The sequence below is a fragment of the Terasakiella brassicae genome (genome assembly GCF_014641495.1).
Classification (GTDB): Bacteria; Pseudomonadota; Alphaproteobacteria; order Rhodospirillales; family Terasakiellaceae; genus Terasakiella; species Terasakiella brassicae.
Genome location: NZ_BMHV01000006.1, coordinates 39,879 through 56,151, shown reverse-complemented (window position 1 = coordinate 56,151; position 16,273 = coordinate 39,879). Strand labels below are relative to the sequence as shown.

Sequence of the window (16,273 nt, the reverse complement as noted above, 5' to 3'; positions counted from 1 at the left end):
TCTATTGCGTTAAACTTTCCGAGCGCAGCTGACGTGCCTTGGTCAAAATGGCGTTTTCAATGTCGGTGACTGCTTTTGGGTCCATTTCAACGGCTTGCCATTCATTATTTGTATTTTTCATTTGGCGGAAGGCGGCGACTCGGATCGCATCGGCGCGCAAAGCCTGATCCAGAATATAGATATTTAATTTAAAACGCTCGTTTGGTGTGTTGCTGGCGCTATGCCAGTCAGTCAGGATAACACCGCCAAATGGATCGGCAGAAGCCAGTGGCATAAAGGAAACCGTATCCAGTGTTGCCCGCCACAAATAAGCGTTTACCCCAATACCGGTGCCACCTTGGCCTTGGCGTTTCTGATCTTTGCCACCGAAGGTTAGGCCACCTTCACCAAAAACGGTTTGCTGTTTATCAATTTTATCCCAGCGATCATTAGGTAATTCGGTCGGTCTTGGATTCAGACTGTCACAAGCCACGAGGAACAAGGGCAAAGTGCCAATAAGGGCGAGGGTACGGATGGAAGATAGAAATCTTTTCATGAACGGATATTCCCGGCTCTGTGACAGATTAGTAAAGCTTAGAAAGATATATGCCTTATAATGATAGGGGGAAGCAAGCATCTAAGCGAGGATTTATCGGTTTTTCCTTATCTGATTGTACCTATGTCCAAAATCAGCCTGTGTTTTTTTTGCAACAGTGGGGATAAAAGGTCACATAAATGCTTTTCTTCTTGTTGACCTCTGCATTCGAAAGGCATTTAATACGTTCACGCAAAAGGCATGTGGGTATGTCTATTGCACATGTTGTACAAACAAAACCTTTCTAAGGGGATCTAATTAGATGAAAAAGCTTCTCGTAGCTTCTACTGCTCTCGTAGCTTTCGCTGCAGTTAACTCTGCTCAAGCTGCTGACCCGATCAAAATCTCTATCGGTGGTTATTTGAACGAATTCGTGTCTTACACAGACCAAGACGATGATGGCGGCCAAAACTTTGCTGAAGTTAACATCAACTCTGAAAGCGAACTGTACTTCCGTGGTTCCACAACTTTGGACAACGGTTTGACGGTTTCCGTTAACATCGATCGTTATGCAGACCGTGATGAAGGTAGCGGTGATGACGTATTCCTGCAAGTTGCTTCCGACAGCATGGGTAAATTGCGTATCGGTTCAACTAAAGGCGCTGCGTACGCATTGTCTCATCAAGCAACAGACGTAGCTGTTACTAACAACGATGGTGGCGTTGGTAGCGGTATCCATAAATTCTTTAACCGTCCGGGTAATGTTTATTCTGACCAAACTCAAACTGCTTCTGAAGCCAACGACGGTATTAAAATCGTTTACTGGACACCGAGCTTCGCTGGCTTCACTGCTGGTGTTTCTTACGGTGTGAACCAAAACGGTATAGGTTTGCACAGCGTGATTGATCTTGAATCCAATGACTTAAATGGTGCTACTCCTGGTACACCTACAGGAGATCGTGCTGCTGATGCGGGTATCGCTTATAACGGCGACTTCAACGGCGTTTCTGTTGGTGCTGACTTCACTTACCAACGTGACTTCTTAGGTGGTCTGACAGGTACTGCTAATGAAGACCGTAAAGCTTGGCGTGCAGGTCTTTCTGTAGGTGTTGCTGGCTTCACTGTTGCTGGTTCTTACCGTGACACATCTAACGAGCGTAACTTGAAAGATGTAGATTCTAAAGGTTGGGAAGCTGGTGTGTCTTACGCAACTGGTCCGTACGAAGTGTCTTTGACATACACTAACTTCAAAGAAGACACTGCTGCAAACAGCGGTTTGGAGCATGAAAACAAGCAGTGGGCTCTCGGTGGTTCTTACGACATGGGTGCTGGCGTGAAACTTGTTGGCGCGATCATTGGTGCTGAATACGACGATGGCACAACTGCTGGCGCTGCTGAAACCAACTCTACTACTGACAACGAAGGTTTCGGTGTAGTAACTGGTCTGAAAGTTTCCTTCTAATCTGATATCAGTTTAGATAAAACTTCAAAAGTTAGGGCGTTCCTTTGGGAGCGCCCTTTCTTTTTGTTTAATAAAAAGAATAATTTACCCATGCAACAACCGTCCCGCACCTAAAACCTGTCAATCCCGCACTTGATGCGAAACCCATTTTAAATCAAAGGGTTCAGTGTCTTATATCCGGGAAGACGGGATCCCCGATCAGGGTCGGGGATGACGGTGGAGAAAAAAGGGCAAAGAGGTTTAAAGTTAGCGTTTTACAGCAACGATACTACAAGCCATGTACTGGCAAAACGGTTTAGAAATCTGAATTTTATTTACGTCCAGTTTTTTGATCATTTTCTGTTCCGGCATATCACCCATTTCAAACCGAAGTTGGAAGAGACGTCCTTCCAGATCGCACATGCGGGGACTATGTTCCGGGATACCGTTACGGGTCAGTTGATAGGCATAACCTTCATGGCCATCGGCATAAAATTCAAATTCAAAATCAAGATTTTTAAAAAGCTGACGCAAGCCCGAAAATGAAATGCGCCAGAAATCGTCAGGATAAGCGTGAAAAGCCTGTACCCAAGGCACACTGAGAATCAATCGTCCGCCCGGCTTTAAAAGCTTTTCGATATTGGCGGCCACTTCAAACGGATTGGTGACATGTTCCAACAGATGATAGGCCACAATGGTGGAATATTGCTTGATTCCGGTCTTTTTACGCAAGCCGGAAATATTTTTTGTAATATCAAAGACGTAATCCACATTATCGCCGTCCTCAATATCGATCCCGATGACCTGCTTACCGGCAAAAACGCGGCGCCAGCGTGTTGTGGTATCTAAATCCGCAGCTTTACTGCCGATATGCAGGACCGGTCCGTCAAAGGTGGTGAAATGGCGCATGACCGATTCCATATCAATGCGGCGCAATCCGACTTTATTGCCTTCTGCGTCACTTTCCCATTCGCCGACGGTTTCAAAATTTTCTAACATAAATGCCCCAAAATATAAGTGTTCTGATTTGATTTGAATTTATACGATCTTGCCCGGATGAAAAAGGTCAAATCAACCCGCTAATTCCGGCAAAGCCGATTGATTTACTGCAAGACAGGCGAATTGCCGTTTTTTGATTGATCCCGCCCAGTCCATAGACGCTCCTATCGGTTTGTGAAGCCCACGCATTAAATCGGATGGTGCCAAGACAGGCTGCGTTGGGATGGCTTTGTGTGGTAAAGACGGGGGACAGAAGAATACCGTCCAGTTTGGCCTTTTCCGCCCGTTTTAATGCGTGCAGGGAATGACACGCCCCTGTTACAAGGAAGGTTGCTTTTGGGCGTGGGTACCGTCCGCAAGCCGCAATTCTCTTCACAGATTTTTCTGGAAAATGAACCCCATCCAGACGATGCTTCAGGGCAAGTTGAAGATCATCAGAAACCAGAAGTTTTACTTTATGTTTACGGCACATCCTTTTGATTTTAATTATAATTTGTTCTTTCTGATTTCTTGAAAAATGACGCACAATCAAGGCAGAGTTTTTCGGCAGGTACGGGATCAAAGACGTGGGGTCAGAAAGTCGTTTTGAATCCGTCATAAAAATAAGGGCCGGTAAATTTTTCTTTTTTGCATTCCGGCGATTGAGCTGACGGGCTACCTCTGATACGGTCAGGGCCATTTCCACACCTTTGATGTAAACGGATTCTCCTATGGGTATTGCAGATAATCTTGATCAAGTGAAGCAATCAATTCAACAGGCCGCACAAGAGGCGGACCGTAATGCTGACGAAATTGAACTGGTCGCGGTCAGCAAAGTGCATGTCGCAAAGACAATCCGCCCGGCATTGCAAGCCGGACACCGCGTGTTTGGTGAAAACCGGGTGCAGGAAGCCCAAGGAAAATGGCCCGCGTTAAAAGATGAGTTTTCAGAGGTTTCTTTGCATTTAATTGGTGGATTGCAAACCAATAAGGTCAAGGAAGCCGTTGCCCTTTTTGACGTGATTGAAACGGTGGACCGCCCCAAGCTTGCGCGCGCTCTGGCAAAGGAAATGGAAAAACAGGGGAAACAAGTCGGGGTTTACCTGCAAATCAACACCGGGGAAGAAGAGCAAAAAGGCGGATGCTTACCGGGGGATGCGGATGAATTTATCAAATTGTGCTGCGATGAACTGAAATTGCCGGTTCTGGGCCTGATGTGTATTCCCCCTGCTGAGGAAGAACCGAGCGTACATTTTGCGTTCTTGCGTAAACTGGCCCAGCGTTACGGGCTTAAAAAACTCAGTATGGGTATGAGTGGGGATTATGAAACCGCTATTCGTTTTGGCGCGACCTCGGTGCGGGTGGGGACGGCTATCTTTGGCGAACGGGCCCCGCATTAATGAGGCTATAAACGGATTTCTATCGTTTCATCAGGGGTGATCTTTGCCAAAATCTCGTACATATCGGTGAGGTTTACCGCAACACAGCCTTCTGTTGGGGCATATTGATGACGTGCCAGATGAAAAAAGACCGCACTGCCTTTACCGGGAACGGGCGGGCTGTCGTTATGCCCTAAAACAACAATAATGTCATAGATAGGGTCATCGCGATAAAGCTTTTCGTATGAGGCCGGAAAGGGCAGCGTAACAGGACGGTTATAATCCGCATGTTGCGGATCATCACACCAGCCGTCTGTTTTCTCAATAACACGAACGTTTAAGGCGCTATCGGGTTTTTTGATACGATCAGCACGATAAAGAATGTAACGCAACGCAAAAATTCCGGTCGGTGTGGCTCCATCGCCTTCGACTTTATCTGTTTTTACGCCGCCTTTTCCCAAGGCACAGCGATAGGTCTTCCCCCCATAAATCAGGGTGTTATCGGCCCGAACCAAGATTGTCATGGTCTATCAGCCCCCGGATTGTGCCGTGGTTTCATAACGTTTCATATTTTGTGACATCATATCGGCAAACCAGCCATTATCGGATGTTTGGCTGAGTTGTGCCGTATTGGCAGGCACAGGGGGTGGGGCAACAGGTGCTTTTCTTTCCGCTTTCAGGCGCTCTCCTTGATCCTGTTGGCGTTGTGCCTGCATATCACGGGCAAAGGCACGCAAGGCATCAAGGGAGTCGGTATGTGATTGTTTTGCTTGAAAACCAACAGATTGTTGCGGTTGGGCAACGATTGTGTTGGCGGGAACGGGTTCTGTTTTTGTTGATGTAACAGGCGCAGGTGAAGATGTTTGTGCTTGTGGTCGTTCGGTTGGGAAGGGCAAAGGCGGCTGATTTGCCGGGGGGGCCCAAGTGCCAGCCGACCCGGCTCCAACCGGGGTGTTGATAGGCGTTGGGACTTCACGCGTGGTGGCGGGGTTCATAAATTCCTGTAACTGCGCCAGTCTTAAGGATTCTTCCCCGGCTGCAAACGCATCAGCCTCGCTTTCAGGGATGGATTTGATCGGGGCGAACCCGTTTATAGGGTGCGATAGGCCCTCGTTCTGTGCCATCATGGTTTTGTCTTGTGCCGGAACATCAACTTCTTCGCCCTGGAACATGGCTAACACATGTTCCCCGGCATCTTTTCCGGTGTTGTTTTCTAAAATCACATTGAAGGCAGACGCCGCCAGTCCAATGGGACCACCAAAAAGCGTTCCCCCTGCCAATCGTGCGCCGGGGTCCAGTTCGTCGCCGGTAATGGCGCGATAAGCGGTGGAGACAATCGGGATATGTTGCAAAGGATTGACGACATCCAACATATCCCAGAAAGTAACGCCATCGTCGCCAAAGAAACTGAATTCTTTTTCTTTATCAGCCTGTTTGGCGGGCTCGTTGGATGATTTTGTCGCCTCGTTGCCAGCGGGTGGTGGATTGTATGCCACCTGCGTATTTACATGATCGACCATATCCGGCTCCGGTTGCTCAATTATCGCTCTTAGGTTTATTTCTTTTAAGCGATATGTCGCAAACTCTATGCCAGATTATAAGTATTTGAAAAATAAGTATTATATTTACAAGATAGGGCAGGGGAGGGCAAAAAATTCCGACTCAGCGGTTTAAAGACCTAAAGATAATGCCCACCTTTGGTCGCCTTGGCAAAAAGGTAAGGTTCGTTGTGTTTGTTGGTTTCAAACGCATGTTCGACCCGTTCCACCACATCGACATGACAGGTGCCCAGAACTTTGACTTTTTCCGGGTTGTTGGTCATAAGACGAACTTGTTTAACCCCAAGATGGTCAAGCATTTGTGCCGCCGGGATATAGACCCGTTCATCCGCATCAAAACCTAATTGTTCGTTGGCATCAAACGTATCCAGCCCGGTATCTTGCAATTTATAGGCACGTAATTTATTGATTAAACCGATGCCGCGCCCTTCTTGTGCGAGATAGAGCAAAATACCGCTGCCGTGATCGGCAATGGCCTTGATTGCACCGCGCAGTTGATCCCCGCAATCACAGCGCAAACTACCAACCAGATCGCCTGTGAAACATTCTGAATGAATACGGATCAGGACGGGTTCATTGGGATTGGGTTCCCCGATAATGATGGCGATATGTTCAATGCCACCGTCTGCCGGGCGAAAAGCGACCATTTTGGTCTGTGGGGCATCAGCCAGCGGCACTTGTGCATCGCTGACCGCGCGCAGGGAACGCGCAGCGGCCTCTTCATAACCAAAGATATCATGGTTGGTCACACCCATTAGGTTTTCTGCACTGATAAAGGACTTAAAATCATCCACAGGCAGGTTTACCGTAATCGCTGCCGGTAACAGGCGCGAAAGCTTGGTTAGGCCGATCGCAGCACTTTCGCCGCTGTCAAGGTCGATATCTTCAAACGGGATATCAAAAAAGTCGTTTTTGGAAAATTCAGCCAGCGGATTGACCAGACTTTCAATCAAATCGGGGCGCAGGGCTTTGCCCATTTTGGCACGCACGGCCTTATATTTGAAGATGCCCAGTCCTAATGTATGGGCGCGCGCGGCCGTGATGATTAAATCCGGTTGCCCCTTACTTAAATCTTTAAGGCGCTGGATCGTTGATTTTGTCGCGCCTTCTGCGGCTAAAACCAAGGTGATAAGCCCATTTGCGTTATCAATAGCAACAATTTGTCCACGGCGCAGGTCGGACAGGGCGCGGTCAACTGCCAGCAAAGACGGAGCTGTGGTCGCGGATTTGGTTTCGCTTAAGGTAATGGACAGGCGATGCGGCATAGCAATAACGGACATTTTTTAAACAAAGGTCCCCATATGTAGGCCGAATAACGCGATTTCACAATAGCGTTATCGCCCTTAAAGTCTTCTATACGGGATATTCTTTAGTTGTTATGGTAACGGGTGAGCAATATTCAGGTCCGTGTGAGGGAAGTTATGTCTAACGCCAAACGTGTTCTTCTTGTTGATGATGATGATTCATTGCGTCAAATGTTGACCGAACAATTGTCGTTACATGAGGATTTCGACGTGGTTGAAGCCGATGGCGCCGCCAGTGCCTTGGCGGTGACCAAAGACGAAACTTTCGATGTGGTGATTCTGGATGTGGGCCTGCCGGATATGGATGGTCGCGATGTGTGTCGATTGATGCGCAAACAAGGGGTGAAATGCCCGATTATCATGTTGACCGGGGCTGATACCGATGCCGATACCATCCTTGGCTTGGATGCCGGGGCCAATGATTATATTACCAAGCCGTTTCGTTTGGGGGTATTGCTGGCGCGTCTGCGGGCCCATTTGCGCCAACATGAACAAAGCGAAGATGCAACGTTCAAGGTCGGGCCTTATACTTTCCAGCCTGCCGCCAAGCTGTTGATTGAGAATGAGACGGAACAGAAAGTCCGCCTGACAGATAAAGAAAGCAATATTATCAAGTTTTTATACCGCGCCGGAGGCAAAGTTGTCGGGCGCGATACGTTATTGGATGAAGTCTGGGGTTATAACGCGGGTGTGACGACCCATACACTGGAAACGCATGTCTATCGTCTGCGTCAAAAAATCGAAAAAGACCCTTCCAACGCCCAGATCCTTGTGACGGAACCGGGCGGTTACAAGTTGGTGCCCTAGTTATGTTTCGTGCGCTGCTGTGTCGCTTTATCGGGGATGACGATGATCGCAAAATCCCCAAGCGGATTCAGGATGCAATTGTTGAACAGCAAAATGTATCAGAACAACTGGTCGGCTGGATCCAGCTGGCAGTGGTGGTGATCTTTGGTACCCTTTATGCTGTTTCGCCGAAAACCTTTCACACGGACGCCCCGTTTGAACCGGTCCCTTATGTTTTAAGTCTTTATTTCGGCTTTACGCTTATCCGGCTTTATTTCAGTTATCGCATGCGATTGCCCGGCTGGGTAATTTCACTATCGATTGTGGCAGATATTTTATTGTTGTTTGGTACAATTTTCAGCTTTCATATCCAATATATGCAACCGCCGAGTTTTTATTTAAAGGCACCAACGGTTCTTTATATCTTTATTTTCATTGCGTTACGTGCCCTTCGTTTTGAAGCCCGCTATATCCTGCTGAGCGGACTGGCCGCCGTTTTAGGATGGGCCGTGATGGTGGGGTATGTGGTTGTCCATGATGATATGAACAATATGGTGACGCGTGATTATGTGCATTACCTGACCTCAAACAGTGTGTTGATCGGGGCGGAATTTGACAAAATCGTCTCGATGGTTTTGGTGGCTGTGATTCTGGCCCTGGCAACTTTGCGCGCCCGTGCTTTGCTGGTTCGTGCGGTAACCCAAGGTCAGGCCGCCCAATCGTTATCGCGTTTTTTCTCGGAAGATTTAGCCGACCATATCAAATCGGCTGAAAATGACGCCCATGTCGGGGATGTGGTCGCGCGTGAGGCCTCAATCCTGAATGTGGATATTCGGGGCTTTACCCCATTGACCAAACGATTGAAACCGTCCGAACAAATTGCACTGATTACCGAATATCATGCCCGGATCGTGCCGGTGATTTCCAAATTTGGCGGCCATGTGGATAAATTTTTGGGTGATGGCATTATGGCTTATTTTGGGGTGTTGAAAGAATCTGCGCAGCATGGGGCACAAGCTTTACACGCGATGGAAGACATTATCAAAGCGTCTGATCAATGGAATGCAGACCGTGCCCGTTTGGGGCAGGATCCGGTTGTGATCCATGCCTCGTGCGCATCCGGTCCCATTGTGTTTGGGGTGATCGGTGAATCGCATCGATTGGAATATACTGTGATTGGGGATGCGGCAAATGTGTCGGCCAAAATGGAAAAGCAAACAAAGATTGAGGGCGTACGCGCCATTGCAACGGCACAAACCTTAAAATGCGCGCTGGATCATGGTTATGAACAAGCTGAAGAGCGTTGGGAACTTCGCCCCAACCGCCAAGTTGGCGGTGTTGAAAAACCGATGGATGTTGTTGTCCTGAAGGAAAGTTAAGAGACGATTTCGTGAAACGCTTGATCATATAGCGTTTTACTTTCGATATCGAAACAACAAAAAATTACCTGCGCCAATCCGGGGTGAATTTTGCAAAATTCAATGACATTTTTAACGACAAGTTGAGCCGCCCGCTGTGGGGGAAAGCCAAATATCCCTGTAGAAATACATGGAAAAGCAATAGATTGCAGGCCTTTCTTCAAGCAAATTCTCAGAGAGTTAAAGTAGCAGTTGAGAAGAAGCCGATCTGCTTCTTTAGGGGGATGTTGTTGCCAAACGGGTCCGACGGTGTGGATGATATAGCGTGCGGGCAGATTATATCCCCTTGTTAATTTGGCTTCTCCCGTTTGACAGCCGTTCAGGCGACGACATTCTTCCAGCAGACCTTTTCCCGCTGCCCGGTGAATGGCCCCGTCCACGCCACCCCCGCTTAACAGGGTTTCGTTGGCGGCATTGACGATAACGTCGATGTCTAATTTGGTAATATCGCCTTGCTGTATGGAAAAGACAGTCATGTTTCTAAAATACGTTCTCCACAATCTGAAAGATTAAGAATCCTTTTTCATCTTTTTCACTGTATTTGTCGTTGAAAAGCCGTCCTTTAATTGGGCAAGAAAGACGCGCCCGCCGTTTTGCTTGATCAATTCAGCGCCAACAACCTGATCGATCGTATAATCAGCGCCTTTGACCAGAACATTGGGCAATAAGGTTGATAAGAGCTCCATCGGGGTATCTTCATCAAAAATCACCACCATATCGACACAGGCGAGGGAGGAGAGAACGGTTGCCCGGGCCATTTCGTTCTGAATGGGGCGTTCCGGCCCTTTTAAGCGCTGGACGGAAGCATCGCTGTTTAACCCGATCACAAGCTTGTCGCATTGTTCTGCGGCTTGTTTCAGCAGGGAAATATGGCCGGGGTGCAAAAGATCGAAACAGCCGTTTGTAAAACCAACACTTTTGCCTTGTGCCTGCCAGCGAAGTACGCGGTCTTTGGCGCTGTCACGCCCGACGACTTTGGCTTCGGCTTCGGATAGGTCCTGATGATGCAGGGCTTCGATCAGTTCTTCGCCATAGACACTGGCAGTTCCGATTTTGGCAACAACGATCCCGGCGGCAACATTGGCAAGCTTGGCCGCATCGCTTAAGGTGGCCCCAAGGCCCAACATGACCGCCAAGGAAGCAACAACCGTATCGCCTGCCCCGGACACATCGAATACTTCGCGGGCTTCGGTTGGAAGGTGAATGACATCGCCTTCTTGGGTCACAAGTGTCATACCGTCTTGGGATCGGGTTGCCAGAACGTTTTCAATTCCGCAGGTTTCAATAATATGGCGGGCGGCGGCGACAATGGATTGATCGCTATCACAGGCCATACGGCTGGCTTCGCTGAGTTCCTTGCGGTTTGGTGTGACCAGTGTGGCCCCGCGATATTTGCTGTAATCATCGCCTTTGGGATCAACAATAATGGGGAGATCGGCTTTTTTAGCCAAAGCAATTAAATCAATTGCATTTTCCCCATGTAAAACCCCTTTGCCGTAATCCGACAAAACCATGACTTTGGCCTGTCCGAGACTTTGCGCCACATCCATGATGAGATCACCATGCTGTTTTTCCGATAAGGGAGCGAGGCTTTCATGATCAGTGCGCAACATTTGTTGGTTGGAGGCCATAAACCGTGTTTTTAACGAAGTCGGGCGCGTTTCATCCAATAAAAGGGCCGCGCAGCATCGATCATTTTCATTTAACAGGTTGGCAATTTGTCGCCCGGCATCATCTTCACCGACTAAACCGCAAAAACGGGCATTGGCCCCGAGGCTGAGGACATTGCGCACGACATTGCCCGCCCCGCCCAACATGGCATCTTCACGATCAATGCGTAAAACCGGGATCGGGGCTTCAGGCGAGATCCGGTCCACGTGGCCGTAGACAAAACGGTCCAGCATAATATCGCCGACACAAAGAATTTCGACCGTTTCGGCCCGATTGACCATATCGATGAGGTGGGCGTGCTGTGACATGTTTGGTTTACTCTTTAAATTTCAGATGGGCGATTGCACGAAAAAGTCTGGATGTGACAAATATTTCAGAAAAAAATAAGGTCCAAAAGAACAAATATTTCCGGTCTTACCTCTTGTGTTTTAACGCTTTGGCGAAGGGTGCAAAAGCATTTTCGCGCAGGTGGCGAAACTGTTTTTTCAACCCGCTCTCCCGGCTGAGATAATTTATTTTATAAATCATGGATTTAAATTAATTCAGCACAGAAAAAGCAGGTTTCTTTATAGCCTGTCGGGCTTTCCTTTGAAAAGACTCCTCTATAGGCTTTTAGAGAATAATTTTGAAATATTCAGAAACAAAAAAAATTATTGCAGAAAAACGCCCGCAATATCTGTGTGTTTATATGGAATTGTGAAACGGACATACTTATCAGGGCGTTTCGACATCAGGATTAAATCCCCCAACTCTTATTCCTGCTCCCTAACCTGAAACGCCCTGTTTTTTTGACCGCTCCCACAATCTAACCGAACAAAGCCCTGAGTGAGGTCGCTATGATTACCGGACATATTGAAACTACGACACAAGAATATCAAAATGATACCCAAGTCCGCGCTTATGCCGAGCGTCTGGTACTTAGCCTGGGATATAACGATGCGATTTGCACGGCGATGGAATTCCAACTGTTTAATGTGGCAGAGGAACTCCGCTTTATGCAAGATGACTATCGCGGCGTTGCCTAAGACCGCTCAGGCGAAAATTAAAATGAAAAAGCCCCATTTGCAAGATGGGGCTTTTTTTGCGACTCGTTATATTTGTAGGTATTGAAACAGAATCGAAACGTTCCTATATCAATAAAAAATAACAAGCAGGTTCCGTTTTCATTTTGCAGATGAGGGAATGATTATGAATAGAACACTCACAATCGCGCGCAAGAACCGCTATACCCATCCCGGCCATGAAACCCGCACCAACGAGCTGGCAAAACTGTTGGTCAATGCGTTTGGTTATGATCAGGCGATAGAAAAAGCCAAACAAAGCCATTGGGATAATGTGGCACAGGCGATCCATTTTATGCTGAGTAAAAGTTATAACCGCTTTTAAAGGTTAACAAAGCCTGAGTATTTGTGCGACTGGTCACATGTTATACTGCTTCATTGCGCTATAATATAAGCCTCTCGTCATGCATTATTTTTTGAGGTATAAGATGGTCCCTATGTTTGAGACCGTCCGACATAATTTGCAAAATTACGTTTTGAATGCGCAGGAACATATGGATTCTGCGCAACGGTGCAGACTTGCCGACGAAATGGCGCATATCTTTGACCATGACGGTTTAAATGAGCGTGAACGCCATCTGGCTGAAGAAATTATTGCCAACCTGATTGATGATGAAGTCGAGTCCGTCCGGGTTGCTATCGCCGTGGCGGTTGGAACATCCCCGCATTTGCCAGTTGAACTGGCTCATAAACTCGCATGCGATATTTCTACGATCAGCCTGCCGGTTTTAAAATTATCTCCGATCCTGGAAGACCGTTTTCTGGAAGATATTTTAAAAACGGGCGTGGTGGATAAAATGTTGGCGATTGCTGATCGCCATAATGTCTCGGCCCAAGTTTGCCGCCGCATTGTTTCGATGGGGCGTAAGGAGCCTGTTTTGCGCCTTTTGGCCAATAAGGGGGCGAAGATCAACGACCATACCATGATTACGATTATTCGTGTTTATGGGGATGACGAAACGGTGGAACAGGCAATTTTTGATCGGGGGGAACTGTCAGACGATGTTTTGACGACCCTGCAAAATCTCAGCGAAGCCCATGTTTCTGATTTTATACAAAAATATTTTAAAATACCGGGTCATGTCATGGATGTTGAACGCGGGCGTGATTTATTAGAAGGCATAAATCGCAAGCCGACATGGTGGCATAGCAAGCAAGGCCCGATCTAAAGGGACTTTTCCATTTTAAAATTGATGAAAATTTCCCTATTGCGTTCAACTGTTTGGTGGGTTTGAACGTGAAACCTCTGTTTCAAACAAGCGTATATGGATTATTTTTTGTGGACCAATGCCAGCAATCCGTCCAGATCGCAGTGGGTTTCCAAATGAGTAGCCAATTCATCCAGAATATCATCAATCTGTTGATCATAGCGCAAACCAGCCTGCCTTCCCTTGCGAATGTCCCCCAAAAAAGCATGGCGGAATTCGTCTGCATTGAACAGGCCATGCAGATAACTGCCCATGATTAAACCATTATTACTGATTGCGCCTTCGTCTTGTCCATTTAAATTCAGCCAAGGGGTCTGCCGGGCCGGGCCGTTTGAAACTCCCATATGCATTTCATAACCGAAAACAGGAAGGTTATTGGTTTTGCAATGACCTGTGGCTTCGCGCAAGGTTTTAGGGCCGCATAGGGTGGTTTCCATATCCAGCAGGCCAAGACCGGGTAATTCCTTGATATGGCCTTCGATACCGTCAGGGTCACGCACGGTATTGCCCAACATCTGATAGCCTCCGCATAAACCGACCACACGCCCGCCCCGACGCACATGGGCTTTGATATCAATATCCCAGCCTTGTTCGCGCACAAAAGCAAGGTCGGCCAAGGTGGCCTTGGATCCGGGCAGTAAGATAATGTCACTATCACCGGGCAGGGCATTTCCCGCTTCAACGATTTCAACCTGAACATCAGGTTCGGCCCGCAAGGGGTCGAGATCATCAAAATTAGCAATGCGGGTAAAGCGCGGTACAGCAATTTTAATCGATTTCTGATCTGTTTCTTTTTTGCGGTTATCAAGGCTCATGGCATCTTCATCGGGGAGAAGGCGCGCTTTGTCAAAAAAAGGAACGATACCGAAACTATCAAGATCTGCCTTGTCTTTAATGATATCAAGGGCAGAGGTGAACAGGCTGACATCCCCGCGAAACTTGTTGATCAAATAGCCCTTGATGCGGGCGCGTTCACGGCCTTGCAACAGGGTTTGTGTCCCGACGATGGAGGCAATGACACCGCCGCGATCAATATCCCCGATGAGAATGACAGGGATGTCGGCGGCTTCGGCAAATCCCATATTGGCAATATCGCTTTTGCGCAAATTGACTTCGGCGGCACTGCCGGCGCCTTCGACCAAAATAAGATCACAATCTTCCGCCAGTTTATGAAAACTTTCCAAGACTTTTGGCATTAAGCTTGGTTTCAAGGCAGTATAGTCACGCGCTGTTGCATTGCCGATAACGTTGCCCTGTACAACAACCTGAGACCCCACATCGCTTTGTGGTTTTAATAAAACCGGGTTCATATGAACGCTGAGGTTCAGTCCGCAGGCACGTGCTTGCAAGGCTTGGGCGCGTCCGATTTCCCCGCCATCGGGGGTGACGGCGGCGTTGTTGGACATATTTTGCGGTTTAAACGGGGCGACTTTCAGGCCCCGTTTGACAAAAGCCCGACACAGTCCGGCGACCAACAGGGATTTTCCCACATCTGATCCGGTCCCTTGAAACATAAGGGCTTTGACAGGCTTTTGCATGAACGTTCTCTTTATTTACTGGCAAGGGCTGCCAAGGTGGATCGTAGATTATCTGCTGCCGGATTGCTGGCTTTTCCTTCAATGACAATATCGCGTGGGTCAATGGCTTGTGCATAAAAGGACTGGTTCAAGTCTGCGCGCTTGGCAAAAACGGATCCTTCCAGTGCCCCACCGCCAAACAGGCCGCGATCAAGGGAAAAGGCCACAATATCTGCGCCAACAGCCGTTGTTGAGGCTCCTTCGACGCTGCCGCCAAAGGTCCCGACAACGATTCCGGCTTCGGCACCGACTTTAAACTGGTCGGCTAAAATGGCTTCCATCCCGGCGTGTGTGCGAATGACGAGGATCATTTGGCTGTCTTTTAGGCCGATCTGGAAACCGACACTGCCGCCACCGATAGTATAAAAGGCCGGGTAGCTCCAGCTGCCATTGGATTTTTTAGAAAGTAAAACGGCATTCCCGTATTCACCGCCGACAATAAAGCCGCCTTTAAGCAGGCGCGGCACAATGATGACCCCGACAGCTTTATCAAACGCATTGTTCAGATCGGGATATTGTCTGGAGCCGAGAACATGGCGCGCCGTTGCTTCGGATTCCAACAAAATCTGGATGGCATCCTGATCCACGGCCTGTGCCTTGTGGAAGGGAAGAAGGGTGAGGACTGCAAATGCAATCGCCAGAAAGCGTTTCATGGCATCTATCCTTTGAAATAAGAGCGTTGTTGCCGATTATGCGCGTTAAATTTGAAGAAAATCCTAAAATTCCACCCCGGGCTGGGCTTTGATGCCACTTCGAAACGGATGTTTAAGCAAGGTCATCTCGGTTGCCAGTTCGGCCGCATCCAACAATTTATCGGAGGCATGGCGACCTGTTAAGACCACATGCACCATATCAGGGCGATTTGCCAGACAGTCCAAAACCTCGTCTTCGCTGACATATTCATATCGGATGGCGACGTTGATTTCATCCAGAATAACCATGCGGTAATCGCCCGACATAATCATTTCCTTGGCGGCGGCCCATGCTTTTTGGGCGGCGGCAATATCGCGTTCTTTATCTTGTGTTTCCCATGTGAAACCTTCGCCCATGGCTTTGAAGGTGACCTGATCGGGGAACCCTTCAAACACGCGGCGTTCCGCCGTATCCCATGCCCCTTTGATAAACTGGATCACACCGACTTTAAACCCGTGTCCAACACAGCGTAATGCCATGCCGAATGCAGAAGAGGATTTACCTTTACCTTTGCCGGTATGGACGATGACAAGGCCTTTTTCATCGATCTTTTTTTCCATCATACGGTCACGGGCAGCTTTCTTTTTTGCCATTTTACTGGCGTGTTTTTCCAGATCTTCGTCTGACATGGGGGGTCCTTCCCTTTTTTAAGAAACGGTTTCCTCCAATATAGGAGTCTCTAAA

Annotated in this window: 18 protein-coding genes; 7 read left to right on the top strand and 11 right to left on the bottom strand. The window is 48.1% G+C overall.

Translation table 11 applies throughout. The annotated features are described in order from the left end of the window. Position 1: 1 nt before the first annotated feature. Positions 2-535, bottom strand: a complete 534-nt coding sequence (locus IEW74_RS05465; RefSeq protein WP_188662515.1) for a DUF3576 domain-containing protein — start codon at positions 533-535, stop codon at positions 2-4. A 301-nt stretch (positions 536-836) separates the two neighbouring features. Here IEW74_RS05465 and IEW74_RS05460 point away from each other — a divergent pair, with 301 nt between their 5' ends. Further along, positions 837-1,976: a porin gene (locus tag IEW74_RS05460; RefSeq protein ID WP_188662513.1), complete on the top strand. Its 1,140-nt coding sequence runs from the start codon at positions 837-839 to the stop codon at positions 1,974-1,976. 246 nt (positions 1,977-2,222) lie between these two features. Here IEW74_RS05460 and IEW74_RS05455 read toward each other — a convergent pair whose 3' ends face one another. Together IEW74_RS05455 and IEW74_RS05450 are read right to left on the bottom strand one after the other, a co-directional pair. Then, positions 2,223-2,954 carry a class I SAM-dependent methyltransferase gene (locus IEW74_RS05455; RefSeq protein WP_188662511.1) on the bottom strand — a complete coding sequence of 244 codons (732 nt, stop codon included), beginning with the start codon at positions 2,952-2,954 and terminating at the stop codon, positions 2,223-2,225. Between the two features lie 67 nt (positions 2,955-3,021). Beyond that, positions 3,022-3,633, bottom strand: coding sequence for a thiamine phosphate synthase (locus IEW74_RS05450; RefSeq protein ID WP_188662509.1), 612 nt, complete (start codon positions 3,631-3,633; stop codon positions 3,022-3,024). Positions 3,634-3,664: 31 nt separating this feature from the next. Here IEW74_RS05450 and IEW74_RS05445 point away from each other — a divergent pair, with 31 nt between their 5' ends. Continuing rightward, positions 3,665-4,333 (top strand): YggS family pyridoxal phosphate-dependent enzyme, encoded by a 669-nt coding sequence (locus tag IEW74_RS05445; protein ID WP_188662507.1) that lies wholly within the window; start codon positions 3,665-3,667, stop codon positions 4,331-4,333. A 5-nt stretch (positions 4,334-4,338) separates the two neighbouring features. Here the strand turns inward: IEW74_RS05445 and IEW74_RS05440 are convergent, their stop codons facing one another. From IEW74_RS05440 to ribA, 3 genes are all read right to left on the bottom strand, one after another. Then, complete coding sequence (locus IEW74_RS05440) at positions 4,339-4,836, bottom strand: L,D-transpeptidase family protein (RefSeq protein WP_188662505.1); 498 nt, start codon at positions 4,834-4,836, stop codon at positions 4,339-4,341. A gap of 6 nt (positions 4,837-4,842) precedes the next feature. Then, positions 4,843-5,832 (bottom strand): hypothetical protein, encoded by a 990-nt coding sequence (locus tag IEW74_RS05435; RefSeq protein ID WP_188662503.1) that lies wholly within the window; start codon positions 5,830-5,832, stop codon positions 4,843-4,845. A gap of 158 nt (positions 5,833-5,990) precedes the next feature. Continuing rightward, positions 5,991-7,151, bottom strand: a complete 1,161-nt coding sequence (ribA, locus tag IEW74_RS05430) for a GTP cyclohydrolase II (protein ID WP_188662501.1) — start codon at positions 7,149-7,151, stop codon at positions 5,991-5,993. A 141-nt stretch (positions 7,152-7,292) separates the two neighbouring features. Here ribA and IEW74_RS05425 point away from each other — a divergent pair, with 141 nt between their 5' ends. Together IEW74_RS05425 and IEW74_RS05420 are read left to right on the top strand one after the other, a co-directional pair. Then, positions 7,293-7,982, top strand: coding sequence for a response regulator transcription factor (locus IEW74_RS05425; protein WP_188662499.1), 690 nt, complete (start codon positions 7,293-7,295; stop codon positions 7,980-7,982). Between the two features lie 2 nt (positions 7,983-7,984). Continuing rightward, on the top strand, positions 7,985-9,340 hold the full coding sequence (locus IEW74_RS05420) for an adenylate/guanylate cyclase domain-containing protein (protein WP_188662497.1): 1,356 nt from the start codon (positions 7,985-7,987) through the stop codon (positions 9,338-9,340). On the opposite strand, the gene IEW74_RS05415 is transcribed toward IEW74_RS05420, so the two are convergent. Together IEW74_RS05415 and hldE are read right to left on the bottom strand one after the other, a co-directional pair. Continuing rightward, a complete protein-coding gene (locus IEW74_RS05415; protein ID WP_188662495.1) occupies positions 9,337-9,855 on the bottom strand; it encodes an O-acetyl-ADP-ribose deacetylase in 519 nt (172 codons plus the stop codon). The genes IEW74_RS05420 and IEW74_RS05415 overlap by 4 nt on opposite strands. 33 nt (positions 9,856-9,888) lie before the next feature. Then, positions 9,889-11,358 (bottom strand): bifunctional D-glycero-beta-D-manno-heptose-7-phosphate kinase/D-glycero-beta-D-manno-heptose 1-phosphate adenylyltransferase HldE, encoded by a 1,470-nt coding sequence (gene hldE / locus IEW74_RS05410; protein ID WP_188662493.1) that lies wholly within the window; start codon positions 11,356-11,358, stop codon positions 9,889-9,891. A gap of 528 nt (positions 11,359-11,886) precedes the next feature. Here hldE and IEW74_RS05405 point away from each other — a divergent pair. The 3 genes from IEW74_RS05405 (at position 11,887) to IEW74_RS05395 (ending at position 13,280) form a co-directional block, all read left to right on the top strand. Then, positions 11,887-12,075: a hypothetical protein gene (locus IEW74_RS05405; protein WP_188662492.1), complete on the top strand. Its 189-nt coding sequence runs from the start codon at positions 11,887-11,889 to the stop codon at positions 12,073-12,075. Between the two features lie 163 nt (positions 12,076-12,238). Continuing rightward, positions 12,239-12,436 (top strand): hypothetical protein, encoded by a 198-nt coding sequence (locus tag IEW74_RS05400; RefSeq protein ID WP_188662490.1) that lies wholly within the window; start codon positions 12,239-12,241, stop codon positions 12,434-12,436. A 112-nt stretch (positions 12,437-12,548) separates the two neighbouring features. Further along, positions 12,549-13,280, top strand: a complete 732-nt coding sequence (locus IEW74_RS05395; RefSeq protein WP_188662487.1) for a DUF2336 domain-containing protein — start codon at positions 12,549-12,551, stop codon at positions 13,278-13,280. Positions 13,281-13,381: 101 nt separating this feature from the next. Here IEW74_RS05395 and IEW74_RS05390 read toward each other — a convergent pair whose 3' ends face one another. The 3 genes from IEW74_RS05390 to cobO all read right to left on the bottom strand — a co-directional run bounded on the left by IEW74_RS05390 (position 13,382) and on the right by cobO (position 16,218). Further along, positions 13,382-14,857: a cobyric acid synthase gene (locus IEW74_RS05390; protein ID WP_229734250.1), complete on the bottom strand. Its 1,476-nt coding sequence runs from the start codon at positions 14,855-14,857 to the stop codon at positions 13,382-13,384. 11 nt (positions 14,858-14,868) lie between these two features. After that, positions 14,869-15,549, bottom strand: a complete 681-nt coding sequence (locus IEW74_RS05385; protein WP_188662485.1) for a lipid-binding SYLF domain-containing protein — start codon at positions 15,547-15,549, stop codon at positions 14,869-14,871. Between the two features lie 63 nt (positions 15,550-15,612). Continuing rightward, positions 15,613-16,218: a cob(I)yrinic acid a,c-diamide adenosyltransferase gene (gene cobO / locus IEW74_RS05380; protein WP_188662484.1), complete on the bottom strand. Its 606-nt coding sequence runs from the start codon at positions 16,216-16,218 to the stop codon at positions 15,613-15,615. Positions 16,219-16,273: the final 55 nt, after the last annotated feature.